Genomic DNA, 23,574 nt, shown 5'->3' on the forward strand with positions numbered 1-23,574 from the left:
TTGTCGCAGCCATCGCAAAGGATCAATCACGTGAAACCACGCTACGCCCTCGCCGCCGCCCTGATGCCGGCCCTGGCCCTCGCCGGATCCGGCGGCGTGCAGGTCGCGGCGGCGCCAGCCGCGGGCCGCCCCGACCCCGCCTACGCCGACCTCGCCCAGCTGCGCAGCTGGCAGCAGGACGACCGCCTGGGCGCCGCGCAGCTGATCGCCGCGCTCGAGGCGCGCATCGCCGCCATCGACCGCGGCGGGCCGGCGCTGCATGCGGTGCTCGAGCTCAATCCCGATGCGCCGAAGATCGCCGCCTCACTCGACGCGAGCCGCGGTGAAAACGCCGGGCCGCTGCACGGCATGCCGGTGCTGCTCAAGGACAACATCGACACCGGCGACCGCCAGCTCACCACCGCCGGCTCCCTCGCCCTGGCCAGCGCACCCGCGGGCGAGGACGCCGCCCTGGTGGCGCGCCTGCGCAAGGCCGGCGCGATCGTGCTCGGCAAGGCCAACCTGAGCGAATGGGCCAACTACCGCTCCACCCACGCCAGCAGCGGCTGGAGCGCGCGCGGCGGGCAGACCCGCAACCCCTACGTGCTCGACCGCAACCCCTGCGGCTCCAGCGCCGGCTCCGCCGCGGCGGTGGCCGCCGGCCTCGCGCCGCTGGCGATCGGCAGCGAGACCGACGGCTCGATCATCTGCCCCGCCTCGATGACCGGCATCGTCGGCATCAAGCCCACGCTCGGCCTGGTCAGCCGCCGCGGCATCGTGCCGATCAGCCACAACCAGGACACCGCCGGCCCGATGGCCCGCAGCGTCGCCGACGCCGCCGCCCTGCTCGGCGCCATCGCCGGCAGCGACCCGCGCGACCCGGCCACGGCGGAAGCCGACCGCCACGCCACCGACTACACCCGCTTCCTCGACCCGAACGGCCTCAAGGGCAAGCGTATCGGCGTAGTGCGCGAGATGGCCGGCGCGGAACCGAACGCCGACCGCGCGCTGGAGCGCGCCATCGCGCTGATGAAGGCCCAGGGCGCGATCGTGATCGACCCGGTGAAGCTGCCCCATCTGAAGGAACTGGGCCCGGTCGAGAACACCGTGCTGCTGTACGACTTCAAGCACGACATCAACGCCTACCTCGCCACCCGCAAGGGGCTGGGCGTGAAGACGCTGGCCGACCTGATCGCCTTCGACACCGCGCACGCCGACGTGGAGATGCCCTGGTTCGGGCAGGAGTTGTTCGAGCAGTCGCAGGCCAAGGGGCCGCTGACCGAGAAGGCCTACACGGAGGCGCTGACCAAGGCCAAGCGCCTGTCCGGCCCCGAGGGCATCGACGCGGCGCTCGCCAAGGGTCGCCTCGATGCGCTGCTGGCGCCCTCGTGGGGGCCGGCCTTCGTCACTGACCCGGTGCTCGGCGACCACGTGGTGAGCGGTGATCCCACCATCGGCGGCGCCTCGCAGCCGGCCGCGGTGGCCGGGTATCCGTCGATCACCGTGCCGGCCGGCTTCGCGCACGACCTGCCGGTGGGCATCGTGTTCTTCGGCGCCAAGTGGAGCGAGCCGACGCTGATCTCGATCGCCTACGGTTTCGAGCAGCATGCGAAGGCCTGGCAACCGCCGCGCTTCCTCGATACGGTGGGCGGCAAACCGGTAGCCACCGGCCGCTGAGGCACAGGAACCTCGCCCGCGGGCGCGGATCCATCGTGGAACGCGCCCACCCTTCAAGCCCAAGGACCGCCCCATGCACGCGATCAGGAACCTCCTCGCCCGGAACAAGGGCTTCCTCGCCTTCATGCTCTGCATGTTCATGTTCCGCAGCGCGCTGGCGGACTGGAACGTGGTGCCCACCGGCTCGATGCAGCCGACCATCCGCATCGGCGACCGCATCGTGGTGAACCGCGCGGCCTACGACGTGCGCGTGCCGTTCACCCACGTCTCGCTGTGGCAGCTGGGCGACCCGCAGCGCGGCGACATCGTGGTGGTCGACTCCAGCGCGGCCGGGGAGCGGTTGGTGAAGCGGGTGATCGGCCTGCCCGGCGACACCGTGGCGCTGCGCGGCAACGTGCTCTACGTCAACGGCCGCGCCGCGCGCTACCGGCCGGCCACGGCCGACGGCATCCGCGACGACCTGCGCGACCCAGCCGTCTACGCCATCGAAGCGCTGGACGGCATGCGCCACCGCGTGCGCCTCTCGCGCTACGCCCCCAGCCCGGTCAGCCACTACGGCCCGGTGACGGTGCCCACCGGCCGCTACCTGCTGCTCGGCGACGACCGCGACGACAGCCTGGACTCGCGCTACTTCGGCGCCGTGCCGCGCCGCGAGATCGTGGGGCGGGCGCGCTACGTGGCCGTCTCGCTCGACCCGGCCCACCACTACCTGCCGCGCCCCGGACGCCTCGCCGCCCCCTTGGACTGAGCCGGCAGGCCAGCGGGCGGCCATTTGAGGCTCCTTCCCCCAAGCGGCCGTCCAGGTTTCCGCTCACCACGGAACCCGCCGCCCCAGGTAATCCAGGTACTGCAAACCCGCCTTTCCCGCCTGCGCATCCATGGTGTCCGCGAGGTTCGGGATGCTCTCCTCGATACTCAGGCGCGCCTGGGGGCCGCCCATGTCGGTCCGCACCCAGCCCGGAGCCATGAGCAGCAGCGTTCCCGCCTCGCCGGCGTGGCGGGCGGCGAAGCTGCGCATGAACATGTTGAGCGCCGCCTTGCTGCCGCGATACACCTCGTAGTGCCCGTGCTCGTTGTTGGCGACGCTTCCCTGGGCTCGCACGCACGGTCGTCGCGGTGGTGCCCGGATTCCGGGCCGCCTGCGGCGAGCCGGCACACTAGTCGGCAATCGCGGGGGCGCTCCCTTTCGTGGGAGCGCCCCATGCACGGCTTGCATGGCCTGCAGGTGATGCGGATGCCCGGCGCATAGCGCCAGGCATTTACCCGGCCGCTCGCCGGCATGCCCGCAAGAAGGCGTCGCTCAGCCCTGCCCGCCGCTCGACTTGCGCACGATCAGCATGGCCAGTTCCAGCGACTGCTCGTAGTTGAGGCGCGGGTCCACCATCGACTTGTAGGCGCGTTCGAGGTCGCTCTCGGAGAGGTCGCGCGCGCCGCCCATGCACTCGGTGACGTTCTCGCCGGTGAGCTCCAGGTGCACGCCGCCCAGGCGCGTGCCGGCCGCCGCGTGGATGTCCAGCGCCTGGTCCAGCTCGCCGCGGATGTTGTCGAAACGGCGGGTCTTGTAGCCGTTGGAGGTGCTCTCGGTGTTGCCGTGCATCGGGTCGGCCACCCACAGCACGCGCCGTCCCTCGCGCTTGACCGCCTCCAGCAGCGGCGGCAGCGCCTCGGCGATCTTGGCGTTGCCCATGCGGTGGATCAGGGTGAGCCGGCCCGGCTCCTCGTGCGGGTTCAGCGCGTCGATCAGCGGCAGCAGCTGCTCGGGCGTCACCGACGGCCCCACCTTCACCGCGATCGGGTTGCGGATGCCGCGGAAGTACTCCGTATGCGCGCCGTCCAGCGCCGCCGTGCGCATGCCGATCCACGGGAAGTGCGTGGAGAGGTTGAACCAGCCCGCATGGCGCGGCACCTGTCGCGTGAGTGCCTGCTCGTAGTGCAGCAGCAGCGCCTCGTGCGAGGTGAAGAAATCCACCCGCGAGAAGCCGGCGATCGGCCCGGCCAGGGTCTCCATGAAGCGCACCGAGTCGCCGATGGCGTCCACCATGCGGCGGTATTCGGCCGCCAGCGGCGAGTACTCGACCCAGGCCAGGTCCCAGTATTCCGGATGATGCAGGTCGGCGAAACCGCCGTCGATCAGCGCGCGCACGAAGTTCATCGTCAGCGCCGAATGCGCATGCGCCTGGATCAGCCGCTGCGGGTCCGCGCGGCGCGCCTCGGGCGTGAACTCGGGGCTGTTGACCAGGTCGCCGCGGAAGCTCGGCAGGGTCACGCCGTCGCGCGTCTCGGTGTCGGCCGAACGCGGCTTGGCGTACTGCCCGGCGAAGCGGCCCACCCGCAGCACCGGCTGCTTGAGGCCGTGCACCAGCACCAGGCTCATCTGCAGCAGCACCTTGAGCCGGTTGGAAATGATCGGGCTGGTGCAGTCGGCGAAGCTCTCCGCGCAGTCGCCGCCCTGCAGCAGGAAGCGCTTGCCCTCCTGCGCCTCGGCCAGCGCCTGCTTCAGCGCCAGCACTTCCCACGAGGTGACCAGCGGCGGCAACTGCGCGAGCTGCGCGGTGGCCTGCGCCAGTTCGTCGGCGTCCTCGTAGAACGGCTGCTGCAGCGCCACGCGCTGCTGCCAGGAACCGGGCGTCCAGCCGGCGGCTTCGCCGGCCGGCGCGGGATAAGCGTTCAGCGCCGCATGGCGCAGGTGGGTCAACATCTCAACCTCGTTTGCGCACGCTGGCGCGGATCGCCCAGACGGCGAGCAGTACGAACCACAGCAGGGTCCAGGCCGGCATCGGCAGGCCCAGGATCGGGTCTACCTTGGCGCATTCGCCGGAACCGGTGAACACCATCTTCAGCACCTTGGCGAACGGAAAGGCGTCCAGCATGTAGCCCAGCGGCAGGCCGCAGGCCGGCACCTGGTCGGCGGGCAGCGACTGGATCCACAGGTGGCGTCCCGCCACCGCGATGCCCCACGCCGCGCCCAGCAGCACGCCGCCGGTATACACCCAGCGGCCGCCGCCACGCGGCGCATGCGTCGCCCCCAGCAGGAAGAACGCACCCATGGCCACGAACGCGATGCGCTGGAAGATGCACAGCGGGCACGGCGCCAGGCCCCAGACGTACTGGGTATACAGCGCGAAACCGAGCAGGGCCGCGCAGATCACAAAGCCGGCGAGGAAGCTGAAGCGATAGGACCAGTGCAGGGGATTCATCGGCAAAACGGCGACTTGGGGAACGCCGACATTACCCGCTCCCCGCCCCGCTGTCAGCCGGACATTTCCAGACGTCCAGATACGACGAACCCCGGCCGGTCGCCCGATCGGGGGTCGCAGAACGCAGTGGAGCGCGAGGGCGCTTACTCGGCGTCGGCCGCCTGCACGCGCGGGCGATCCACCAGCTCGACGTACGCCATCGGCGCGTTGTCGCCGGGGCGGAAGCCGCACTTGAGGATGCGCAGGTAGCCACCGGGACGCTGGCTGTAGCGCGGGCCGATCTCGACGAACAGCTTGCCCACGGCCTGCTTGTCGCGCAGGCGCGAGAAGGCGAGGCGGCGGTTGGCGACACCGTCGGTCTTGGCCAGGGTGATCAGCGGCTCGGCCACGCGGCGAAGTTCCTTCGCCTTGGGCAAGGTGGTGCGGATCAGCTCGTGCTTGAACAGCGACGCGGCCATGTTGCGGAACATGGCTTCGCGGTGGCTGCTGGTCCGGTTGAGCTTGCGTCCGGATTTCATGTGGCGCATGGCGAAAACTCTCTCTATCAGTCTGTTGTTATGAAAAGCCGGCGCTCAGGTCCGGCTTCCCGCGGTTGCCCGCTTTTACGGCCCTGGTTGAAACGGGCCTTTTCTTAGAGTGCGGCCATGGATGGCCGCTTCTGGACTTCCAGATCGCGGGAGCAGACGCCGCTGCGACGCCTACTCCCGACTACCGCGATCAGGGACGATCGCATTAACCCAATTGCATGCCGTGCGAGAGGCCCGGCGGCGGCCAGTTCTCGATCTTCATGCCCAGGGCCAGGCCGCGCGAGCCAAGGACATCCTTGATCTCGGTGAGCGACTTCTTGCCCAGGTTCGGGGTCTTGAGCAACTCGACCTCGGTCTTCTGCACCAGATCGCCGATGTAGTAGATGCTCTCGGCCTTCAGGCAGTTCGCCGAACGCACGGTGAGCTCCAGGTCGTCGATCGGACGCAGCAGCAGCGGATCGAAACCGCCCTTCTCCGCCTTGTCGGTGGCGCTCTCGCGGCGCGAGAAGTCGCCGAACACCGACAGCTGGTCGTTGAGGATCTCGGCCGCCTTGCGCACGGCGTCTTCCGCACCGATGGTGCCGTTGGTCTCGATGTCCAGCACCAGCTTGTCGAGGTTGGTGCGCTGCTCGACGCGGGCCGCTTCCACCTCGTACGCCACGCGCAGCACCGGCGCGAACGACGCATCCAACTGCAGCCGGCCGATCGGCCGCGCCTCGTCGTCCGGATGCTGGCGCGTACTGGCCGGCTGGTAGCCGACGCCGCGATGCACCTTCAGGCGCATGTTGAGCGCGATGTCCTTGGTCAGATGGCAGATCACGTGCTCGGGATTGATGATCTCGACCGAGTGATCGACCACGATGTCGCCCGCGGTGACGATGCCCTTGCCCTTCTTCGACAGGGTCAGGGTGACTTCGTCGCCGGTGTGCTGGCGGATCGCCACGTCCTTCAGGTTGAGCAGGACTTCGATCACGTCCTCCTGCAGGCCCTCGAGGGTGGTGTACTCGTGAAGCACGCCGTCGATCTCGACCTCGACGATGGCGCTGCCGGGGATCGAAGAGAGCAACACGCGGCGCAGCGCGTTGCCCAGGGTGTGGCCGAAGCCACGCTCGAGCGGCTCGACCACCACCTTCGCGCGGTTGGGTCCAAGCTGCTCGACGCTGAGGCCGCGAGGCCGCAACACGCTAGTTGACGAAACTGCCATGCAGGGCTCCGATTGATTACTTCGAATAAAGCTCGACGATCAGGGCTTCGTTGATGTCGGACGGCAGGTCACCGCGATCCGGCAGAGCCTTGAAAGTACCGGCGAACTTCTTCGCATCCACCTCGACCCACAGCGGGCGCAGGTCCATGGTGTCGAACACGGTCGCCGCTTCCTGCACGCGCAGCTGGGTGCGCGCGCGCTCGGTCAGCGCGATCTCGTCGCCCGGCTTGACCTGGTAGGACGGAATGTTGACCTTCTTGCCGTTGACCAGGATCGCCTTGTGGCTGACCAGCTGGCGAGCCTGGGCGCGGGTCACGGCGAAGCCCATGCGGTAGACGACGTTGTCCAGACGGCACTCGAGCAGGCGCAGCAGGTTCTCGCCGGTGTTGCCCTTGAGGGTCGACGCCTTGGCGTAGTAGTTGCTGAACTGACGCTCCAGCACGCCGTAGATGCGCTTGACCTTCTGCTTCTCGCGCAGCTGCACGGCGTAGTCCGACAGGCGGGCGCGCTTGTTCGCGCCGTGCTGGCCGGGCTTGTTTTCCAGCTTGCACTTCGAATCGAGTGCGCGGGCCGGGCTCTTCAGGCTGAGATCAGCAGCCTCGCGGCGGGCGAGCTTGCAGGTAGCTCCACGATAACGGGCCATGGGTATGCTCCTTTAGACTCGACGCTTCTTGGGAGGACGGCAGCCGTTGTGCGGAATCGGCGTGACGTCGATGATGTTGAGCACCTTGTAACCCAAGGCGTTCAGCGAGCGCACCGCCGACTCGCGGCCCGGGCCGGGGCCCTTGATGCGCACTTCCACCGTCTTCACGCCGTAGTCGGCGGCGGCACGGCCGGCCTTCTCGGCGGCGACCTGCGCGGCGAACGGGGTGGACTTGCGCGAACCGCGGAAACCCGCGCCGCCCGCAGTCGCCCACGACAGCGCGTTGCCCTGGCGGTCGGTGATGGTGACGATGGTGTTGTTGAAGGAGGCCTGCACGTGGGCCACGGCATCCGTGACGACGCGCTTGATCTTCTTCTTGGTTTTGACCGGCTTAGCCATATTCGGAATCCGTTACTTCTTGATCGCGCGACGCGGACCCTTGCGGGTGCGGGCGTTGGTTTTGGTGCGCTGGCCGCGCACCGGCAGGCCACGACGGTGGCGCAGACCGCGGTAGCAACCCAGATCCATCAGGCGCTTGATGGCAATGCCGACTTCGCGACGCAGATCGCCCTCGACGACGTACTTGCCGATCTCGTGGCGGAGCTTCTCCACCTCGCCTTCACTCAAGGACTTGATCGGCGTGGTGGGAACCACGCCAGCGTCCGCGCAGACCTTCTTGGCCCGGCTGCGGCCGATCCCGTAGATGCTCTGCAGGCCAACCCAGACATGCTTCTGGACTGGCAAATTGACACCCGCGATGCGCGCCATGATGTACTTTCTCCGATGCGTTTCGTGCGCGGTAAACGCGCAATTTTAACCTGAATCAACCGGCCGGGAAACCCCTTTGGCTCCGAGCCTTCCCGACCACAGGACCTGACCTCTTACCGCCCAGCAGCCACTAGTTACGGCGGAGGTTGGCCTTCTTGAACAAACTTTCGTACTGGTGGCTCACCAGATGCGCCTGCACCTGGGCGGTGAAATCCATCACCACGACCACCACGATCAGCAGCGAAGTGCCGCCGAAGTAGAACGGTACGTGCCAGGCCTTCTGCATGAAGGACGGCACCAGACAGACCAGCACCAGGTACAGCGCGCCGACACCGGTCAGACGGGTCATCACGTTATCGATGTAGTCCGCCGTGGCGCGGCCCGGGCGGATGCCCGGAATCAGCGCGCCGGAGCGCTTCAAGTTGTCGGCCGTTTCCTGCGAGTTGAACACGATCGCCGTGTAGAAGAAGGCGAAGGTGATCACCAGCACCGCGAACACGATGTCGTACAGCGGCTCGCCGAAGGTCAGCGCCTGGGTGAGGCCCTGCAGCCAGCGCGACTGGCTGCCGGCGCCGAACCAGCTCGCCGCGGTCGCCGGGAACATCAGCAGGCTCGAGGCGAAGATCGGCGGGATCACGCCGGCCATGTTGACCTTCAGCGGCAGGTGCGAGGTCTGGTTCATGTACGCGCGCTGTCCGCCGGAGCGCCGCGCGTAATTCACCGTGATCCGCCGCTGGGCCCGCTCCATGAACACCACGAAAGCGGTCACCAGCAGGATCACCACCACCACCATGATCATCCGCAGCACCGACAGCTCACCGTTGCTGGCCATGCCCAGGGTGTGCGCCACCGCGGTCGGCAGGCCGGCCACGATGCCGGCGAAGATCAGCAGCGAGATCCCGTTGCCGATGCCGCGCTCGGTGATCTGTTCGCCCAGCCACATCAGGAACATGGTGCCCGCGGTCAGGCCCACCACCGAGGACAGGACGAAGCCCATGCCCGGCGTGTAGACCACCGGCGCACCGCCGGCAACGACCTGCTTCTGGAACGCCACCGCGATGCCGAAGGCCTGGAAGGCCGCCAGCGCCACCGTACCGATGCGGGTATAGGTGGTCATCTTGCGACGCCCCGCCTCGCCTTCCTTGCGCAGCGCCTGCAGGCTCGGGATCACCGCGCCCATCATCTGCACCACGATCGAGGCCGAAATGTACGGCACCACACCCAGCGCGAACACCGAGAAGCGTGCCAGCGAGCCGCCCGAGAACATGTTGAACATGTTCAAGAGGCCGCCGCCTTGCTCGATCAGCCGCGTCATCGCATCCGGGTTCACACCCGGAACCGGGATGAACGAACCCAAGCGGAACACGATCAGCGCACCGATCACGAAGAAGATGCGCTGACGCAGTTCAGTCAGCTTGCCGAGCGATCCGAGACCCGAGCCCTTGGCTGCCGCCACGATCGATTACTCCACGCTGCCGCCGGCCGCCTCGATGGCCGCCTTGGCGCCAGCCGTGGCGAGCACGCCGGACAGCTTCACCGCGCGGCCGATCTCGCCCTTGGCGACGACCTTGACCTTCTTCGCGCGGCTGTCGATCAGACCGGCCTGGTGCAGCGCGATCACGTCGATCACGTCCACCTTCAGGTTGGCCAGCTGGTACAGGAACACCTGCTGGTTCTCGGCCTTCTTCTTGGAACGGAAGCCAACCTTGGGCAGGCGACGCTGCAGCGGCATCTGGCCGCCCTCGAAGCCGAACTTGTGGGTGCCGCCGGCGCGGGCGTGCTGACCCTTGTGGCCGCGGCCAGCGGTCTTGCCGAGACCCGAGCCGATACCGCGGCCGACGCGCAGACGCGACTTGCGCGAACCGGCGGCAGGCTTGATGTCATTCAGACGCATGATGCTTACTCCTCGACCCGGACCAGGTAGTAGACCGTGTTGATCAGGCCACGAACCTGCGGGCTGTCCTTCAGTTCGCGCACGTCGTTGAGCTTGTTGAGGCCCAGCGCCTTCACGCTCAGGCGATGACGGCTCTGCACGCCGCGCAGGCCCTTCACCAGGCGCACGCGCACGGTTTTCTCTGTATTAGCCATGGCCCAGCACCTCTTCCACGGTCTTGCCGCGCTTGGCAGCGATGTGCTTCGGCGAGGCGATGGCCTGCAGGCCCTTGATGGTGGCGCGAACCAGGTTGATGGGGTTGCGCGAACCGACCGCCTTGGCCAGCACGTTCTTCACGCCGACCACTTCCAGCACGGCGCGCATCGCACCGCCGGCGATCACGCCGGTACCCTCGGCGGCCGGCTGCATGAACACGCGCGCAGCGCCATGGTTGGCCTTGATGGCGTACCAGAGCGTGCCGTTGTTGAGGTCGATGTTCACCATGTTGCGGCGGGCGCGGTCCATGGCCTTGGAGATGGCCACCGGCACTTCGCGCGCCTTGCCATAGCCGAAGCCGACCTTGCCCTCGCCGTCGCCGACCACGGTCAGCGCAGTGAAGCTCATCTGGCGGCCACCCTTGACGGTCTTGGCCACGCGGTTGACGGCAATCAGCTTCTCGAGCAGGCCGTCGGAATTTTCGCGATCGGTAGAAGACATGTTCTTTTCCGTATGCCCGGACCATCCGGGACTTTGCTTGCGGCTTGGGCCGCTTGGAGTTGTTTTGCTTACGCGGGGAATCGGGAGTAGTGAATAGAGAATTGGGACATCAAGAGCACTCGATTCCCTATTCCCGACTCTCGATTCCTGAAATCAAAACTTCAGGCCAGCCTCGCGGGCCGCTTCGGCCAGCGCCTTGATGCGGCCGTGGTAGCGGAAGCCGGAGCGATCGAACGCCACCGACTCCACGCCCGCGGCCAGCGCGCGCTCGGCCACCGCCTTGCCCACCGCCGCCGCGGCGGCGAGATTCTTGGTGCCCTTCAGGCCTTCGGCGAGCGACTTCTGCACGGTCGACGCGGCGGCCACCACCTGCTGGCCGTCGGCGGCGAACACCTGGGCATACAGGTGCTGGCCGGTGCGATGCACGGAAAGGCGTGCCACGCCCAGCTCGCGGATGTGGGCGCGCGTGGACTTGGCGCGGCGCAGACGGGCTTCGTTCTTGTTCATCGTGTTCTCTCCAAGGAAAGCGGATAGGCGCTTTACGCCTTCTTGGCTTCCTTCAGGGTGATCTTCTCGCCGGCGTAGCGCACGCCCTTGCCCTTGTAGGGCTCCGGCGGACGGAAGCTGCGGATCTTCGCCGCCACTTCGCCCACGCGCTGCTTGTCCGCGCCCTTGATGAGCACTTCGGTCTGCGTCGGGGTTTCGATGCTGATGCCTTCCGGCGCATCGAACACCACCGGATGCGAGAAACCGAGGCTGAGGTTCAGCGCCTTGCCCTGCATGGAAGCGCGATAACCCACGCCGACCAGCTCGAGCTTGCGCTCATAACCCTCGGACACGCCCTTGACCATGTTGGCCAGCAATGCGCGCGCGGTACCGCCGAACTTGTCGTCGGCGCCCTCGGCCAGCTCGATCAGCGCCGTGCCGTCGTTCACCGCGATGGTGACGCCAGGCAGCGCGTGGCTGGACAAGGTACCCTTCGGGCCCTTCACGGAAATGCCGTCTTCGGCAACCTTGAGCTCCACGCCCTTGGGCAGGGAGACAGGCTTCTTGGCAACTCGGGACATCGTTGAGACTCCTTACGCGACCAGGCCGATGACTTCGCCGCCCACGCCCTGGGCGCGAGCCTGGGCGTCGGTCAGCAGACCGGCGGACGTCGAAACGATCGAGATACCGAGACCGCCGAGCACCTTCGGCAGATCGCCCTTGCCGCGATACACGCGCAGGCCCGAGCGGCTGATGCGCTCGATGCGCTCGATCGCCGGACGGCCTTCGAAATACTTGAGCTTGATCTCGAGCACCGGCTTGCCTTCTTCGGTGGAAGGCTTGGCGTCGAGGATGTAGCCCTCGTTCTTGAGGAGGTTGGCCAGCGCCAACTTCAGCTTGGACGACGGCATGCTTACGATCTGCTTACCCGTGGACTGGGCATTGCGGATGCGCGTAAACATGTCGGCGATGGGATCAGTCATGCTCATGGAAACATCCTTCAGCGTGCACCGATATCCGATCGAACCGGAAATCTTGTGTTGAATTGTGTGCCGACAAACGCCGGCCTGCCTTGCGCAGACCGACGACTGTAGCAGACTTCCGGCCGTTTGGAAACAGCAGTGCTTGAAATCGCCTCGCGGCCGGACTTGGCCGGCCGCGACGCGGGCTTACCAGCTGGCCTTGCGCAGGCCGGGCACGTCGCCACGCATGGTGGCTTCGCGCAGCTTGTTGCGGCCGAGGCCGAACTTGCGATACACGCCGCGCGGACGACCGGACAGCGCGCAGCGGTTGCGCTGGCGCACCGGGCTGGCGTCACGCGGCAGCTTCTGCAGCTTCGCCTGCGCGTCCATCTTCTCCTCGTAGGAGGCGGTGGGGCTCAGCACGATCGCCTTCAGTTCGGCGCGCTTGCCGGCGTACTTTTTGACGAGCTTGGTCCGCTTGATGTCGCGGTTGACCATCGAGGTCTTTGCCATGGGTATCTCTCGCGTATCAGTTGCGGAACGGGAAGCTGAAGGCCTCGAGCAGCGCCTTGGCTTCTTCGTCGGTCTTCGCGGTCGTGGTGATGGCGATATCCATGCCGCGCATCGCATCGATCTGGTCGAAGTCGATTTCCGGGAAGATGATCTGTTCCTTGATGCCGAAGTTGTAGTTGCCCCGGCCGTCGAAGGCACGCCCGGACACGCCGCGGAAGTCGCGGGTGCGCGGCAGCGCGACGTTGATCAGGCGATCCAGGAACTCCCACATCTGGGCGCGGCGCAGGGTCACCTTGCAGCCGATCGGCCAGCCGTCGCGGATCTTGAACGACGCCACCGACACGCGGGCGTTGGTCGTGATCGGCTTCTGGCCGGCAATCTTGGCCATGTCGGCGACGGCGTTCTCGAGCACCTTCTTGTTGCCGACGGCTTCGCCCACGCCCATGTTCAGCGTGATCTTGCTGATGCGCGGAACCTGCATCACGTTCTGGTAGCCGAAACGCTCGGTGAGCTTCTGGACTACCTGCTCTTTGTAGAAATTTTCAAGGCGGGTCATGATCGTCTTCCTTACGCGTCCACGACCTCGCCCGAGGAGCGATACACGCGGACCTTGCGCCCATCTTCGAGCGTCTTGAAGCCCACGCGCTCACCCTTGCCCGAGGCAGGGTTGAACAGCTGTACGTTGGAGATGTGGATCGAGGCCTCGCGCTCGACGATGCCGCCGGCCTGGTTGGCCTGCGGATTCGGCTTGGTGTGGCGCTTGATCAGGTTCACGTTGGAGACGAACACGCGCTCGCCCTCAACGCGCAGCACGTCGCCGTGCTGCCCCTTGTTCTTGCCGGTGATCACGAGGACCTGATCACCCTTGCGGATACGGTTCATGGGTCTATCTCCGCTCAGAGCACTTCGGGCGCGAGCGAGACGATCTTCATGAACTTCTCGCCGCGCAGCTCGCGGGTAACCGGCCCGAAGATTCGGGTGCCGATCGGCTCGAGCTTGTTGTTGAGGAGCACCGCTGCGTTGCCGTCGAAACGGATCAGCGAGCCATCGGGACGGCGCACGCCCTTGGCGGTACGCACCACCACGGCGTTGTACACCTCGCCCTTCTTCACCTTGCCGCGCGGAATGGCATCCTTCACGGTGACCTTGATCACGTCACCGATCGCGGCGTAGCGGCGCTTGGAACCGCCGAGCACCTTGATGCACATCAGTTCCTTCGCACCGCTGTTGTCGGCCGCGGAAAGCGTGCTTTGCATCTGGATCATGTCTGCACCCTCCCCTTAGACGTCGGCACGCGTGACGATTTCGATCACGCGGTGATGCTTGGTCTTGGACAGCGGACGGCACTCCGCGATGCGCACCACGTCGCCCTCGTTCGCACCGATCTCGTCCTGCGCGTGGAGCTTGGTGGAGCGGCGGACGATCTTGCCGAGCAGCGGGTGCTGCACCTGGCGCTCGATCAGGACGGTGACCGTCTTGTCCATCTTGTTGCTGATGACGCGGCCCTCGAGGGTGCGCGCCTGCTTGTTGTTGTCACTCATGTCCGCCGTCCTTACTTCTTGCCGCCGAGCACGAACTTCGTGCGGGCGATGTCGCGCCGAACGCGGCGCAGCTGGTGCGGCTGGTTGAGCTGGCCGGTGCCCTTCTGCATGCGCAGGTTGAACTGCTCCTTGCGCAGGTCCAGCAGATGCTGCTTCAGCTCGTCGGCCGACTTGGTGGTCAGATCTTTGATAGCCATCACATCACCGCCCTGGTCACAAACTGGGTCTGCACCGAGAGCTTGGCGGCGGCCAGGCGGAACGCCTCGCGCGCCGTCGGCTCGTCGACGCCCTCGATTTCATAGAGCATGCGACCCGGCTGGATCGGCGCCACCCAGAACTCGACGTTGCCCTTGCCGGCGCCCATACGCACTTCGATCGGCTTCTTGGTGATCGGCTTGTCGGGGAACACCCGGATCCACAGCTTGCCGCCACGCTTGACGAAGCGCGTGATGCAGCGGCGGGCTGCCTCGATCTGGCGCGCGGTGAGCGCGCCGTGCGTGGTCGCCTTCAGGCCGTACTCGCCGAAGCTGACGAGGTTGGAGCACTGGGCCAGGCCGTCATTACGACCCTTGAACTGCTTACGGTATTTGGTTCGCTTGGGTTGCAACATGGCAACACTCCTTACTTCGCCGTCCGCTCGCGGCGGCCTTCACCGCCCTCGCGACGCGATTCACGACGACCCTCGCCACCTTCGCGGCGCGGCTGCGACTGTTCTTCCTTCGACTCCTGGCTGGCCTGGGCCAGATCGAAGATCTCGCCCTTGTAGACCCACACCTTGATGCCGATGATGCCGTAGGTGGTCTTCGCCTCGGCCACGCCGTAATCGATGTCGGCGCGCAGGGTGTGCAGCGGCACGCGGCCCTCGCGGCTCCACTCCGAACGGGCGATCTCGGCGCCGTTCAGACGGCCGGACACGTTGATCTTGATGCCCAGCGCGCCCAGACGCATCGCGTTGCCGACCGCGCGCTTCATGGCCCGGCGGAACATGATGCGGCGCTCGAGCTGCTGCGCGATCGACTCGGCCACCAGCTGCGCGTCGAGCTCGGGCTTGCGCACCTCGCTGACGTTGATGTGCGTCGGCACGCCCATCATCTGGCTGACTTCCTTGCGCAGCTTCTCGATGTCCTCGCCCTTCTTGCCGATCACCACGCCCGGGCGGGCGGTGTGGATCGTCACGCGCGCGGTCTTGGCCGGGCGCTCGATCTGGATCTTCGAGATGCCGGCCTGCGCCAGCTTCTTGCGCAGCATCTCTCGGACCTTGAGGTCGGCCGCGAGGTACTGGGCATACTCGCCCTTATTGGCGTACCACTTCGAGTTCCAGTCCTTGGCAATGCCGAGGCGGATACCGGTGGGATGAACTTTATGACCCATCGTCTATGTCCTCAGTCAGTTGCCAACGACCACAGTGATGTGGCTGGTGCGCTTCAGGATGCGCGAACCGCGGCCCTTGGCGCGGGCGTACATGCGCTTCATCGCCGGACCTTCGTCCACGAAGATGCGCGAGACCTTCAGCTCGTCGACGTCCGCGCCGAGGTTGTTCTCGGCGTTGGCGACGGCCGACAGCAGCACCTTGCGAACGAGGTGCGCGGCCTTCTTGTTGGTGAACTGGAGCACGTCGCTGGCGCGGCCCACGGGGAGACCGCGGACCAGGTCAGCCACCAGGCGTGCCTTCTGCGCCGAGATGCGGGCGCTGCGCAGGATCGCTTTGGCTTCAGTGCTCATGTCACTTGCCCTTCTTGTCGCCGCCGTGGCCCTTGAAGGTGCGGGTCACCGCGAACTCGCCGAGCTTGTGCCCGACCATGTTCTCGTTGACGAGCACCGGCACGTGCTGGCGACCGTTGTGGATGGCGATGGTGAGACCCACCATTTCCGGCAGGATCATCGAGCGGCGCGACCAAGTCTTGATCGGGCGCTTGTTGTTAGTGGAAACCGCAGCTTCCACCTTCTTCACGAGGTGAAGGTCGACGAACGGACCTTTCTTCAGAGAACGCGGCATGACGGTTTCCTGTTACTTGCGACGACGCACGATGAACTGCTGCGTGCGCTTGTTGTTGCGGGTCTTGTAACCCTTGGTCGGCATCGCCCACGGGCTGACCGGATGACGGCCACCGGAGGTGCGGCCTTCGCCGCCGCCGTGCGGATGGTCGACCGGGTTCATCGCCACGCCGCGGACGGTCGGACGAATACCCTGCCAACGCTTGGCACCGGCCTTGCCGAGCTTCTTCAGGCTGTGCTCGCTGTTGCCGACCTCGCCGATGGTGGCGCGGCAGTCGACCGGCACGCGGCGCATTTCGCCGGAGCGCAGGCGCAGCGTGGCATAGCCGGACTCGCGAGCGATCAGCTGCACCGAGGCGCCGGCGCTGCGGGCGATCTGCGCGCCCTTGCCCGGCTTCATTTCCACGCAATGCACGGTGGAGCCGACCGGGATGTTGCGCAACGGCAGGCTGTTGCCGACCTTGATCGGCGCATCGTGGCCGGCGACCACGCGGTCGCCCACCGCCACGCCCTTCGGCGCGATGATGTAGCGGCGCTCGCCGTCGGCGTAGCACAGCAGCGCGATGTGCGCGGTGCGGTTCGGATCGTATTCCAGGCGCTCGACGCGGGCGGCGATGCCTTCCTTGTCGCGCTTGAAGTCGATGATGCGGTAATGCTGCTTGTGACCGCCGCCGCGATGACGGGTGGTGATGCGACCGAAATGGTTGCGGCCGCCGGTCTTCGACTGGGCTTCGGTCAGCGGCGCGTACGGCGCGCCCTTGTACAGCCCCTCGGTGCGGACGCTGACGGCGTCGCGACGGCCCGGCGAGGTTGGCTTGTGGGTGATCAGTGCCATCTCAATTCAACTCCTGGCTCAGGCCTTGGCCGCGACGTCGATGGTCTGGCCTTCGGCGAGACGCACATAGGCCTTGCGCTTGCCCTGGCGGTTGCCCGCGCGGAAGCGGAAAGACTTGGTCTTGCCCTTGACGTTGACCAGGTTCACCTGCTCGACCTTGACGTCGAACATCTGCTCGACCGCGGTGCGGACATCGGCCTTGGTAGCGGCCGGGGCGACCACGAACACGTACTGGTTGCCTTCGGCGAGGCGGGCCGACTTCTCGGAAATGTGCGGCGCGCGCAGCGTATTCAGAATGCGTTCGTTGCTCATGCCAGCCACTCCTCGACCTTCTTCACCGCATCGGCGGTCAGCACCACGTAGTCGGAGCCGACCAGGGCGACCGGATTCAGCGCGAGCACATCCAGCACATGCAGGTACGGGATGTTGCGCGCGGCCAGGAACAGCGCCTCGTCGGCGTCTTCCGAAACCAGCAGCACGCGACCCGACACTTCCAGCTCGGCCAGCTTTGCCACCATCGCCTTGGTCTTCGGGGCGTCGATGCCGAAGCCCTCGACCACCTTCAGACGACCCTGGCGATTCAGCTCCGACAGGATCGAGCGGATCGCCACACGATAGGCCTTGCGGTTGACCTTCTGCTCGAAGCTGCGCGGCTTGGCCGCGAAGGTGACGCCGCCGCCCACGAAGATCGGGGCGCGGTAGTCGCCGTGACGGGCGCCGCCGCCCTTCTGCTTCTTGAACTTCTTGGTGGTGCCCGACAGCTCACCGCGCGACAGCTGCGCCTTGGTACCGGCGCGACCGCCGGCCTGGTAAGCGACGACCACCTGATGGACCAGAGCCTGCTTGAACTCGCCGCCGAACACTTCGTCCGACACGGTGAGCGCGGCCTTGTTAGGCGATGTTGCGCCAATGACATTCAGTTCCATGGCGTCTCTCCTCAACCCTTGGTGGTCGGACGGATGACGACGTCGCCGCCGGTAGCGCCCGGCACCGCGCCCTTCACCGCGATCAGGTGACGCTCGGCGTCGACCTTGACCACTTCCAGACCCTGCTGCGTGCGGTTCACCGCACCCATGTGGCCCGCCATCTTCTTGCCCGGGAACACGCGGCCCGGCGTCTGGCGCTGGCCGATGGAGCCCGGCGCACGATGCGACAGCGAGTTACCGTGAGTCGCATCGCCCATGGTGAAGTTGTGGCGCTTGATGGTGCCCTGGAAGCCCTTGCCCTTCGAGACGCCGGCGACGTCGACGACCTGGCCCGCCTGGAACACGTCCTCGGCCTTGATCTCGGCGCCCACGCTGTACTTGCCGAGATCCTCGGCGGACACGCGGAACTCCCACAGGCCACGACCCGGCTCGACCTTCGCCTTCGCGTAATGGCCCTTCAGCGGCGCCGTCAGCAGGCTGGCGCGCTTGACGCCGGCCGCGACCTGCACCGCGGTGTAACCATCGTTATCTTCCGTCTTCAGCTGGGTGACGCGATTCGGGGTGGCTTCAATCAGCGTCACCGGAATCGAGCGTCCGTCTTCAGTGAAGAGTCGGCTCATGCCGCACTTGCGGCCAACCAGTCCGATACTCATCTTCGTATCCTGTCTATCGCTCAGCCGAGCTTGATCTGAACGTCCACGCCAGCGGCGAGATCAAGCTTCATGAGCGCGTCCACGGTCTTGTCGTTGGGGTCGACGATGTCGAGCACGCGCTTGTGCGTACGGGTCTCGTACTGGTCGCGTGCATCCTTGTCGACGTGCGGCGACACCAGGATGGTGTAGCGCTCGATCTTGGTCGGGAGCGGGATCGGGCCGAGCACCGTAGCGCCGGTGCGCTTGGCCGTCTCGACGATCTCGCTGGCCGAACGGTCGATCAGACGATGATCGAACGCCTTGAGCCGGATGCGAATCTTCTGGTTCGCCATAAACCGTGTCCTGTTATCAAAAGAACAAAACTGTGAATCGGAACGGCTTCTCACCGCCCCGCACAACCCATTGCACTGCAGTTACCGCCGCGAGCCGCCGCCGAATGCGGCGACACCAGCCCTAGAAGACCGGGCAGACCGAAACAAACGGCCCGCCCAGACAGACAAGTATAGAATGCGCAGACGCAAAGTTCAACAGGGAGCGGACAGCCCCTGTCATCCTGCATTCCCGCAACGATCCATGTAGGCGAACTCGAAGTGCGTCCTGCACCTCATTTCGCGGTAGGCCGGCCATGCCGCATGGGCTGCCCGGCGGAGATAACTTGTGGATCATAGCGCATCAAGCGCCGCAGTGAAAGAGAAATCCGACAGCCTTGCACGCACCCAGCACGAAGCCAGCCGCTCTGCACGCCCCTCTCGCATCCGCTCCACGCCCATCAAAAAAAGCGAGGGGCGAAAGCTTTCGCTTCCGCCCCTCACTTTTCTGGGAGTCGCCCGCATTCGCAGGCGATGCCCTCGGGTCTTACTTGATGATCTTGGCGACGACGCCGGCGCCGACGGTGCGGCCGCCTTCGCGGATCGCGAAGCGCAGGCCCTCGTCCATCGCGATCGGCGCGATCAGGCTCACCACCATCTTCACGTTGTCGCCCGGCATCACCATCTCCACGCCCTCCGGCAGCTGCACCGCGCCGGTCACGTCCGTGGTACGGAAGTAGAACTGCGGACGGTAACCCTTGAAGAACGGGGTGTGGCGGCCGCCCTCTTCCTTCGACAGCACGTACACCTCGGCCTCGAAGTCCGTGTGCGGGGTGATCGAACCGGGCTTGGCCAGCACCTGGCCACGCTCCACGTCGTCACGCTTCGTGCCGCGCAGCAGCAGGCCCACATTGTCGCCCGCCTGACCCTGGTCCAGCAGCTTGCGGAACATCTCCACGCCGGTCACCGTCGTCTTCACGGTCGGGCGGATACCGACGATCTCGATTTCCTCGCCCACCTTGACCACACCGCGCTCCACGCGACCGGTCACCACCGTGCCGCGACCCGAGATCGAGAACACGTCCTCGACCGGCATCAGGAACGGCTTGTCGATGTCGCGCTGCGGCTCCGGAATGTACGTGTCCAGCGCGTCCACCAGCTTGATGATCGCCGGCACGCCGATCTCCGACTGATCACCCTCCAGCGCCTTCAGCGCCGAACCGTGGATGATCGGGGTGTCGTCGCCCGGGAAGTCGTACTTCGACAGCAACTCGCGCACTTCCATCTCGACCAGCTCGAGCAGCTCCGCGTCATCGACCATGTCCGCCTTGTTCAGGAACACCACGATGTACGGCACGCCCACCTGGCGCGACAGCAGGATGTGCTCGCGCGTCTGCGGCATCGGGCCGTCCGCCGCCGAGCACACCAGGATCGCGCCGTCCATCTGCGCCGCACCCGTGATCATGTTCTTCACGTAGTCCGCATGGCCCGGGCAGTCCACGTGTGCGTAGTGGCGCACCGGCGATTCGTATTCCACGTGCGCCGTCGAGATCGTGATGCCGCGCGCCTTCTCTTCCGGCGCCGCGTCGATCGCGTCGTACGCCTTGAACTCGCCACCAAAACGCTCCGCACCGATCTTCGTCAGCGCCGCCGTCAGCGTCGTCTTGCCGTGGTCCACGTGACCGATCGTGCCCACGTTCACGTGCGGCTTGGTGCGTTCGAATTTACCCTTTGCCATGACTCAAAACCTCTGAAAGAAACTATGTTGATGGGAGGAAAGCCCGTCAGGCCTTCTTCATGACCTGTTCGGCGATATTGCTCGGCGCTTCGGCGTAGTGATCGAATTCCATCGTGAAGGTGGCACGCCCCTGGGTCTGCGATCGCAGGGCGGTGGCGTAGCCGAACATCTCGCCCAGCGGCACCATGGCGTTGATCACCTTGCCCGACGGCGTATCGTCCGAGCCCTGCAGCACGCCGCGCCGGCGGCTGAGGTCGCCCATCACGTCGCCCATGTAGTCCTCGGGCGTCACGACCTCTACCTTCATCATCGGCTCGAGCAGGGCCGGATTGGCCTTGCCGAAGCCTTCCTTGAAGGCCATGCTGCCGGCGATCTTGAACGCCATTTCGGACGAGTCGACCTCGTGGTACGAACCGTCGACCAGACGGATCTTGAGGTCGACCACCGGGAAGCCGGCCAGCGGGCCATTCTGGATGGCCTCCTGGATGCCCTTGTCGACCGCGGGAATGTATTCCTTCGGCACGACGCCGCCGACGATCGCATTCTCGAACACGTAGCCGGCGCCCCGCTCCAGCGGCTCCAGCTCGATCACCACGTGACCGAACTGACCCTTGCCACCGGACTGGCGCACGAACTTGCCTTCCTGCCTGACCGCCTTGCGGATCGCCTCGCGGTAGGCCACCTGCGGCTTGCCGACGTTCGCCTCGACGCTGAACTCGCGGCGCATGCGGTCGACGATGATGTCCAGGTGCAGCTCGCCCATGCCGGCGATGATGGTCTGCCCGGATTCCTCGTCGGTGCGCACGCGGAAGGACGGATCCTCGGCAGCCAGACGGCCCAGCGCCAAACCCATCTTCTCCTGATCCGACTTCGTTCTAGGCTCCACCGCCATGGCGATCACCGGCTCCGGGAACACCATGCGCTCGAGCGTGATCACGTGATCCTGCGAGCACAGCGTATCGCCGGTGGTGACATCCTTGAGGCCCACCGCCGCGGCGATGTCGCCGGCGCGGACTTCCTTGATCTCCTGGCGCTCGTTGGCGTGCATCTGCAGGATGCGGCCGATGCGCTCCTTCTTCGACTTGACCGGGTTGTACACCTGGTCGCCGGAGTTGAGCGTGCCGGAGTAGACGCGGAAGAAGCTCAGCGAGCCGACGAACGGGTCGGTCATGATCTTGAACGCCAGCGCCGAGAACGGCGCACTGTCGTCGGCCTTGCGGCTGGCTTCCTGCTCGTTCTCGTCCACGCCCTTGACCGGGGGGCGATCGGCCGGCGACGGCAGCAGCTGGATCACCGCATCCAGCATGGCCTGCACGCCCTTGTTCTTGAACGCGCTGCCGCAGAAGACCGGGATCAGCGAGTTGTCGAGCGTGCCGGCGCGGATGCCCGCGATGATGTCCGCCTCGGGAAGGTCGCCCTCCTCGAGGTACTTGTTCATCAGCGCCTCGGAAGTCTCGGCCGCCGACTCGACCATGAAGCTGCGCGCCTTGTCGGCAGCGTCCTTCAGGTTCGCCGAGATGTCCTGGTACTCGAAGTTCATGCCCTGGGACGACATGTCCCAGACGATCGCCTTCATCTTGATGAGGTCGATCACGCCCTCGAAGTTGTCTTCCGCGCCGATCGGCACCTGCATCGGCACCGGATGGGCGCCCAGGCGCGACTTCAGCTGCTCGACCACCTTGTCGAAGTTGGCGCCGGTGCGGTCCATCTTGTTGACGAAGGCCAGCCGCGGCACGCCGTACTTGTTGGCTTGGCGCCACACCGTCTCCGACTGCGGCTGCACGCCGCCCACGGCGCAGAGCACGAATACCGCACCATCGAGCACGCGCAGCGAACGCTCCACCTCGATGGTGAAGTCGACGTGCCCGGGCGTGTCGATGATGTTGAAGCGGTGCTCGGGCATGGAGCGATCCATGCCCTTCCAGAACGCCGTGGTGGCCGCCGAGGTAATGGTGATGCCGCGTTCCTGCTCCTGCTCCATCCAATCCATCGTTGCCGCACCGTCGTGCACTTCGCCAATCTTGTGGCTGACGCCGGTGTAGAACAGGATGCGCTCCGTGGTCGTCGTCTTGCCGGCATCGATGTGGGCCATGATGCCGAAGTTACGGTAGCGCTCGATGGGAGTGGTGCGGGCCACGGGGTCTTACCTCGGGAATCTAAAGCCGGGATTACCAGCGGTAGTGCGAGAAGGCCTTGTTGGCTTCAGCCATGCGATGCGTCTCTTCACGCTTCTTGATCGCGCCGCCGCGACTCTCGGAAGCCTCGAGCAGCTCGGCCGCCAGCTTGCGCGGCATGGAGGTCTCGCCGCGCTTGCGCGCCGCCTCGATCACCCAGCGCATCGCCAGCGCCATGCGGCGGCTCGGACGTACTTCGATCGGCACCTGGTAGGTGGCGCCACCGACGCGGCGAGACTTCACCTCGACCACCGGCGCGACGTTGTTCAGCGCCTTCTCGACCAGCGAAACCGGCTCGGCGTTCTTTTCGCCCAGATGGTCGAGCGCACCGTAGACGATGCCCTCGGCGACGGACTTCTTGCCGCTCTTCATCACCATGTTGATGAAGCGGGCGATCAGCTGGCTGCCGTGCTTGGGATCCGGCAGGATCAGGCGGGCGGGATGGGAACCTTTACGCGACATGTTTCGTGTCCTTTAGACTTTTAGCTCTTCGGGCGCTTGGCGCCGTACTTGGAGCGCGCCTGGCGGCGCTTGGCGACGCCGGCGCAGTCGAGACTGCCGCGCACCGTGTGATAACGCACACCCGGCAGGTCCTTCACGCGGCCGCCGCGGATCAGCACCACCGAGTGCTCCTGCAGGTTGTGGCCTTCGCCACCGATGTAGCTGATGACCTCGTAGCCGTTGGTCAGGCGCACCTTGGCAACCTTGCGCAAGGCCGAGTTCGGCTTCTTCGGGGTGGTCGTGTAAACGCGCGTGCAGACGCCGCGACGCTGCGGACTGCTCTGCAAAGCCGGCGAAGCGCTCTTGTAGCTCTTCGGGCTACGGGACTTGCGCACCAACTGGTTGACTGTCGTCATG

36 protein-coding genes are annotated in these 23,574 nt (G+C 66.1%); 2 read left to right on the top strand and 34 right to left on the bottom strand.

Annotated features, from left to right (window positions below; all coding sequences use genetic code 11):
- Positions 1–63: 63 nt before the first annotated feature.
- The gene (locus ACH65_RS06660) at positions 64–1,656 is read left to right on the top strand and encodes an amidase (RefSeq protein WP_082190180.1); all 1,593 of its coding nucleotides are present in this window, start codon (positions 64–66) and stop codon (positions 1,654–1,656) included.
- Positions 1,657–1,729: 73 nt separating this feature from the next.
- Positions 1,730–2,404: a signal peptidase I gene (gene lepB / locus ACH65_RS06665; RefSeq protein ID WP_049621797.1), complete on the top strand. Its 675-nt coding sequence runs from the start codon at positions 1,730–1,732 to the stop codon at positions 2,402–2,404.
- A gap of 63 nt (positions 2,405–2,467) precedes the next feature.
- Here lepB and ACH65_RS06670 read toward each other — a convergent pair whose 3' ends face one another.
- From ACH65_RS06670 to rpsL, 34 genes are all read right to left on the bottom strand, one after another.
- The gene (locus ACH65_RS06670; protein ID WP_237561464.1) at positions 2,468–2,758 is read right to left on the bottom strand and encodes a Rossmann-fold NAD(P)-binding domain-containing protein; all 291 of its coding nucleotides are present in this window, start codon (positions 2,756–2,758) and stop codon (positions 2,468–2,470) included.
- A gap of 198 nt (positions 2,759–2,956) precedes the next feature.
- Positions 2,957–4,354, bottom strand: coding sequence for a class II 3-deoxy-7-phosphoheptulonate synthase (locus tag ACH65_RS06675; RefSeq protein WP_049621798.1), 1,398 nt, complete (start codon positions 4,352–4,354; stop codon positions 2,957–2,959).
- 1 nt (position 4,355) lies between these two features.
- Entirely contained in the window at positions 4,356–4,853 is a 498-nt protein-coding gene (locus tag ACH65_RS06680; RefSeq protein ID WP_049621799.1) for a disulfide bond formation protein B, read from the bottom strand.
- Positions 4,854–4,996: 143 nt separating this feature from the next.
- A complete protein-coding gene (gene rplQ / locus ACH65_RS06685; RefSeq protein ID WP_049621800.1) occupies positions 4,997–5,380 on the bottom strand; it encodes a 50S ribosomal protein L17 in 384 nt (127 codons plus the stop codon).
- A 205-nt stretch (positions 5,381–5,585) separates the two neighbouring features.
- The gene (locus tag ACH65_RS06690; protein WP_049621801.1) at positions 5,586–6,584 is read right to left on the bottom strand and encodes a DNA-directed RNA polymerase subunit alpha; all 999 of its coding nucleotides are present in this window, start codon (positions 6,582–6,584) and stop codon (positions 5,586–5,588) included.
- Between the two features lie 16 nt (positions 6,585–6,600).
- A complete protein-coding gene (rpsD, locus tag ACH65_RS06695; RefSeq protein WP_049621802.1) occupies positions 6,601–7,227 on the bottom strand; it encodes a 30S ribosomal protein S4 in 627 nt (208 codons plus the stop codon).
- A 12-nt stretch (positions 7,228–7,239) separates the two neighbouring features.
- Entirely contained in the window at positions 7,240–7,626 is a 387-nt protein-coding gene (rpsK, locus tag ACH65_RS06700) for a 30S ribosomal protein S11 (RefSeq protein WP_049621803.1), read from the bottom strand.
- Between the two features lie 12 nt (positions 7,627–7,638).
- Positions 7,639–7,995, bottom strand: coding sequence for a 30S ribosomal protein S13 (rpsM, locus tag ACH65_RS06705; protein ID WP_049621804.1), 357 nt, complete (start codon positions 7,993–7,995; stop codon positions 7,639–7,641).
- A gap of 130 nt (positions 7,996–8,125) precedes the next feature.
- Positions 8,126–9,454 (bottom strand): preprotein translocase subunit SecY, encoded by a 1,329-nt coding sequence (secY, locus tag ACH65_RS06710; RefSeq protein ID WP_425478270.1) that lies wholly within the window; start codon positions 9,452–9,454, stop codon positions 8,126–8,128.
- Positions 9,455–9,457: 3 nt separating this feature from the next.
- Positions 9,458–9,889: a 50S ribosomal protein L15 gene (gene rplO, locus ACH65_RS06715; protein WP_049621806.1), complete on the bottom strand. Its 432-nt coding sequence runs from the start codon at positions 9,887–9,889 to the stop codon at positions 9,458–9,460.
- A gap of 5 nt (positions 9,890–9,894) precedes the next feature.
- Complete coding sequence (gene rpmD / locus ACH65_RS06720; RefSeq protein ID WP_049621807.1) at positions 9,895–10,083, bottom strand: 50S ribosomal protein L30; 189 nt, start codon at positions 10,081–10,083, stop codon at positions 9,895–9,897.
- Entirely contained in the window at positions 10,076–10,585 is a 510-nt protein-coding gene (gene rpsE, locus ACH65_RS06725; RefSeq protein WP_049621808.1) for a 30S ribosomal protein S5, read from the bottom strand. The genes rpmD and rpsE overlap by 8 nt, the downstream gene beginning before the upstream one ends.
- A gap of 153 nt (positions 10,586–10,738) precedes the next feature.
- Positions 10,739–11,092 carry a 50S ribosomal protein L18 gene (gene rplR, locus ACH65_RS06730; RefSeq protein ID WP_049621809.1) on the bottom strand — a complete coding sequence of 118 codons (354 nt, stop codon included), beginning with the start codon at positions 11,090–11,092 and terminating at the stop codon, positions 10,739–10,741.
- 32 nt (positions 11,093–11,124) lie between these two features.
- A complete protein-coding gene (gene rplF / locus ACH65_RS06735) occupies positions 11,125–11,652 on the bottom strand; it encodes a 50S ribosomal protein L6 (RefSeq protein WP_049621810.1) in 528 nt (175 codons plus the stop codon).
- A 12-nt stretch (positions 11,653–11,664) separates the two neighbouring features.
- On the bottom strand, positions 11,665–12,060 hold the full coding sequence (gene rpsH, locus ACH65_RS06740; protein ID WP_049621811.1) for a 30S ribosomal protein S8: 396 nt from the start codon (positions 12,058–12,060) through the stop codon (positions 11,665–11,667).
- Positions 12,061–12,240: 180 nt separating this feature from the next.
- Positions 12,241–12,546: a 30S ribosomal protein S14 gene (gene rpsN, locus ACH65_RS06745; RefSeq protein ID WP_049621812.1), complete on the bottom strand. Its 306-nt coding sequence runs from the start codon at positions 12,544–12,546 to the stop codon at positions 12,241–12,243.
- A 16-nt stretch (positions 12,547–12,562) separates the two neighbouring features.
- Positions 12,563–13,105 (bottom strand): 50S ribosomal protein L5, encoded by a 543-nt coding sequence (rplE, locus tag ACH65_RS06750; protein WP_202594156.1) that lies wholly within the window; start codon positions 13,103–13,105, stop codon positions 12,563–12,565.
- Between the two features lie 8 nt (positions 13,106–13,113).
- Positions 13,114–13,428, bottom strand: a complete 315-nt coding sequence (rplX, locus tag ACH65_RS06755) for a 50S ribosomal protein L24 (RefSeq protein WP_049621814.1) — start codon at positions 13,426–13,428, stop codon at positions 13,114–13,116.
- 14 nt (positions 13,429–13,442) lie between these two features.
- On the bottom strand, positions 13,443–13,811 hold the full coding sequence (gene rplN, locus ACH65_RS06760) for a 50S ribosomal protein L14 (RefSeq protein WP_017461864.1): 369 nt from the start codon (positions 13,809–13,811) through the stop codon (positions 13,443–13,445).
- Between the two features lie 15 nt (positions 13,812–13,826).
- Positions 13,827–14,087 (bottom strand): 30S ribosomal protein S17, encoded by a 261-nt coding sequence (gene rpsQ, locus ACH65_RS06765; protein ID WP_049621815.1) that lies wholly within the window; start codon positions 14,085–14,087, stop codon positions 13,827–13,829.
- Positions 14,088–14,098: 11 nt separating this feature from the next.
- Positions 14,099–14,284 carry a 50S ribosomal protein L29 gene (gene rpmC / locus ACH65_RS06770; RefSeq protein WP_049621816.1) on the bottom strand — a complete coding sequence of 62 codons (186 nt, stop codon included), beginning with the start codon at positions 14,282–14,284 and terminating at the stop codon, positions 14,099–14,101.
- Positions 14,284–14,697 (bottom strand): 50S ribosomal protein L16, encoded by a 414-nt coding sequence (rplP, locus tag ACH65_RS06775; protein ID WP_049621817.1) that lies wholly within the window; start codon positions 14,695–14,697, stop codon positions 14,284–14,286. The genes rpmC and rplP overlap by 1 nt, the downstream gene beginning before the upstream one ends.
- Before the next feature lie 11 nt (positions 14,698–14,708).
- Positions 14,709–15,458, bottom strand: coding sequence for a 30S ribosomal protein S3 (gene rpsC, locus ACH65_RS06780; RefSeq protein WP_049621818.1), 750 nt, complete (start codon positions 15,456–15,458; stop codon positions 14,709–14,711).
- A gap of 15 nt (positions 15,459–15,473) precedes the next feature.
- Entirely contained in the window at positions 15,474–15,809 is a 336-nt protein-coding gene (rplV, locus tag ACH65_RS06785) for a 50S ribosomal protein L22 (RefSeq protein WP_049621819.1), read from the bottom strand.
- A gap of 1 nt (position 15,810) precedes the next feature.
- Complete coding sequence (gene rpsS, locus ACH65_RS06790) at positions 15,811–16,083, bottom strand: 30S ribosomal protein S19 (protein ID WP_026635835.1); 273 nt, start codon at positions 16,081–16,083, stop codon at positions 15,811–15,813.
- Between the two features lie 12 nt (positions 16,084–16,095).
- On the bottom strand, positions 16,096–16,917 hold the full coding sequence (gene rplB / locus ACH65_RS06795) for a 50S ribosomal protein L2 (RefSeq protein ID WP_049621820.1): 822 nt from the start codon (positions 16,915–16,917) through the stop codon (positions 16,096–16,098).
- Between the two features lie 18 nt (positions 16,918–16,935).
- A complete protein-coding gene (rplW, locus tag ACH65_RS06800; protein ID WP_049621821.1) occupies positions 16,936–17,229 on the bottom strand; it encodes a 50S ribosomal protein L23 in 294 nt (97 codons plus the stop codon).
- Positions 17,226–17,843: a 50S ribosomal protein L4 gene (gene rplD / locus ACH65_RS06805; protein WP_049621822.1), complete on the bottom strand. Its 618-nt coding sequence runs from the start codon at positions 17,841–17,843 to the stop codon at positions 17,226–17,228. The genes rplW and rplD overlap by 4 nt, the downstream gene beginning before the upstream one ends.
- A gap of 11 nt (positions 17,844–17,854) precedes the next feature.
- Positions 17,855–18,496, bottom strand: a complete 642-nt coding sequence (rplC, locus tag ACH65_RS06810; RefSeq protein ID WP_049621823.1) for a 50S ribosomal protein L3 — start codon at positions 18,494–18,496, stop codon at positions 17,855–17,857.
- A gap of 20 nt (positions 18,497–18,516) precedes the next feature.
- Positions 18,517–18,828, bottom strand: a complete 312-nt coding sequence (gene rpsJ / locus ACH65_RS06815) for a 30S ribosomal protein S10 (protein ID WP_014402136.1) — start codon at positions 18,826–18,828, stop codon at positions 18,517–18,519.
- 523 nt (positions 18,829–19,351) lie between these two features.
- Complete coding sequence (gene tuf / locus ACH65_RS06820) at positions 19,352–20,542, bottom strand: elongation factor Tu (protein WP_049621824.1); 1,191 nt, start codon at positions 20,540–20,542, stop codon at positions 19,352–19,354.
- A 46-nt stretch (positions 20,543–20,588) separates the two neighbouring features.
- Positions 20,589–22,679, bottom strand: coding sequence for an elongation factor G (gene fusA / locus ACH65_RS06825; RefSeq protein WP_049621825.1), 2,091 nt, complete (start codon positions 22,677–22,679; stop codon positions 20,589–20,591).
- 31 nt (positions 22,680–22,710) lie between these two features.
- On the bottom strand, positions 22,711–23,178 hold the full coding sequence (rpsG, locus tag ACH65_RS06830; protein WP_049621826.1) for a 30S ribosomal protein S7: 468 nt from the start codon (positions 23,176–23,178) through the stop codon (positions 22,711–22,713).
- Positions 23,179–23,198: 20 nt separating this feature from the next.
- Positions 23,199–23,573, bottom strand: a complete 375-nt coding sequence (rpsL, locus tag ACH65_RS06835; RefSeq protein ID WP_049621827.1) for a 30S ribosomal protein S12 — start codon at positions 23,571–23,573, stop codon at positions 23,199–23,201.
- Position 23,574 lies beyond the last annotated feature (1 nt).

The sequence above is a fragment of the Frateuria defendens genome, from assembly GCF_001182895.1.
Lineage (GTDB): Bacteria > Pseudomonadota > Gammaproteobacteria > Xanthomonadales > Rhodanobacteraceae > Frateuria_B > Frateuria_B defendens.

Excerpts from the sequence above, each read along its gene's own strand:
- ACH65_RS06660 (WP_082190180.1), top strand. The coding sequence starts at position 64 with ATGCCGGCCCTGGCCCTCGCCGGATCCGGCGGCGTGCAGGTCGCGGCG.
- lepB (WP_049621797.1), top strand. The coding sequence starts at position 1,730 with ATGCACGCGATCAGGAACCTCCTCGCCCGGAACAAGGGCTTCCTCGCC.
- ACH65_RS06675 (WP_049621798.1), bottom strand. The coding sequence starts at position 4,354 with ATGTTGACCCACCTGCGCCATGCGGCGCTGAACGCTTATCCCGCGCCG.
- ACH65_RS06680 (WP_049621799.1), bottom strand. The coding sequence starts at position 4,853 with ATGAATCCCCTGCACTGGTCCTATCGCTTCAGCTTCCTCGCCGGCTTT.
- rplQ (WP_049621800.1), bottom strand. The coding sequence starts at position 5,380 with ATGCGCCACATGAAATCCGGACGCAAGCTCAACCGGACCAGCAGCCAC.
- ACH65_RS06690 (WP_049621801.1), bottom strand. The coding sequence starts at position 6,584 with ATGGCAGTTTCGTCAACTAGCGTGTTGCGGCCTCGCGGCCTCAGCGTC.
- rpsD (WP_049621802.1), bottom strand. The coding sequence starts at position 7,227 with ATGGCCCGTTATCGTGGAGCTACCTGCAAGCTCGCCCGCCGCGAGGCT.
- rpsK (WP_049621803.1), bottom strand. The coding sequence starts at position 7,626 with ATGGCTAAGCCGGTCAAAACCAAGAAGAAGATCAAGCGCGTCGTCACG.
- rpsM (WP_049621804.1), bottom strand. The coding sequence starts at position 7,995 with ATGGCGCGCATCGCGGGTGTCAATTTGCCAGTCCAGAAGCATGTCTGG.
- rplO (WP_049621806.1), bottom strand. The coding sequence starts at position 9,889 with ATGCGTCTGAATGACATCAAGCCTGCCGCCGGTTCGCGCAAGTCGCGT.
- rpmD (WP_049621807.1), bottom strand. The coding sequence starts at position 10,083 with ATGGCTAATACAGAGAAAACCGTGCGCGTGCGCCTGGTGAAGGGCCTG.
- rpsE (WP_049621808.1), bottom strand. The coding sequence starts at position 10,585 with ATGTCTTCTACCGATCGCGAAAATTCCGACGGCCTGCTCGAGAAGCTG.
- rplR (WP_049621809.1), bottom strand. The coding sequence starts at position 11,092 with ATGAACAAGAACGAAGCCCGTCTGCGCCGCGCCAAGTCCACGCGCGCC.
- rplF (WP_049621810.1), bottom strand. The coding sequence starts at position 11,652 with ATGTCCCGAGTTGCCAAGAAGCCTGTCTCCCTGCCCAAGGGCGTGGAG.
- rpsH (WP_049621811.1), bottom strand. The coding sequence starts at position 12,060 with ATGAGCATGACTGATCCCATCGCCGACATGTTTACGCGCATCCGCAAT.
- rpsN (WP_049621812.1), bottom strand. The coding sequence starts at position 12,546 with ATGGCAAAGACCTCGATGGTCAACCGCGACATCAAGCGGACCAAGCTC.
- rplX (WP_049621814.1), bottom strand. The coding sequence starts at position 13,428 with ATGAACCGTATCCGCAAGGGTGATCAGGTCCTCGTGATCACCGGCAAG.
- rplN (WP_017461864.1), bottom strand. The coding sequence starts at position 13,811 with ATGATCCAGATGCAAAGCACGCTTTCCGCGGCCGACAACAGCGGTGCG.
- rpsQ (WP_049621815.1), bottom strand. The coding sequence starts at position 14,087 with ATGAGTGACAACAACAAGCAGGCGCGCACCCTCGAGGGCCGCGTCATC.
- rpmC (WP_049621816.1), bottom strand. The coding sequence starts at position 14,284 with ATGGCTATCAAAGATCTGACCACCAAGTCGGCCGACGAGCTGAAGCAG.
- rplP (WP_049621817.1), bottom strand. The coding sequence starts at position 14,697 with ATGTTGCAACCCAAGCGAACCAAATACCGTAAGCAGTTCAAGGGTCGT.
- rpsC (WP_049621818.1), bottom strand. The coding sequence starts at position 15,458 with ATGGGTCATAAAGTTCATCCCACCGGTATCCGCCTCGGCATTGCCAAG.
- rplV (WP_049621819.1), bottom strand. The coding sequence starts at position 15,809 with ATGAGCACTGAAGCCAAAGCGATCCTGCGCAGCGCCCGCATCTCGGCG.
- rpsS (WP_026635835.1), bottom strand. The coding sequence starts at position 16,083 with ATGCCGCGTTCTCTGAAGAAAGGTCCGTTCGTCGACCTTCACCTCGTG.
- rplB (WP_049621820.1), bottom strand. The coding sequence starts at position 16,917 with ATGGCACTGATCACCCACAAGCCAACCTCGCCGGGCCGTCGCGACGCC.
- rplW (WP_049621821.1), bottom strand. The coding sequence starts at position 17,229 with ATGAGCAACGAACGCATTCTGAATACGCTGCGCGCGCCGCACATTTCC.
- rplD (WP_049621822.1), bottom strand. The coding sequence starts at position 17,843 with ATGGAACTGAATGTCATTGGCGCAACATCGCCTAACAAGGCCGCGCTC.
- rplC (WP_049621823.1), bottom strand. The coding sequence starts at position 18,496 with ATGAGTATCGGACTGGTTGGCCGCAAGTGCGGCATGAGCCGACTCTTC.
- rpsJ (WP_014402136.1), bottom strand. The coding sequence starts at position 18,828 with ATGGCGAACCAGAAGATTCGCATCCGGCTCAAGGCGTTCGATCATCGT.
- tuf (WP_049621824.1), bottom strand. The coding sequence starts at position 20,542 with ATGGCAAAGGGTAAATTCGAACGCACCAAGCCGCACGTGAACGTGGGC.
- rpsG (WP_049621826.1), bottom strand. The coding sequence starts at position 23,178 with ATGTCGCGTAAAGGTTCCCATCCCGCCCGCCTGATCCTGCCGGATCCC.
- rpsL (WP_049621827.1), bottom strand. The coding sequence starts at position 23,573 with ATGACGACAGTCAACCAGTTGGTGCGCAAGTCCCGTAGCCCGAAGAGC.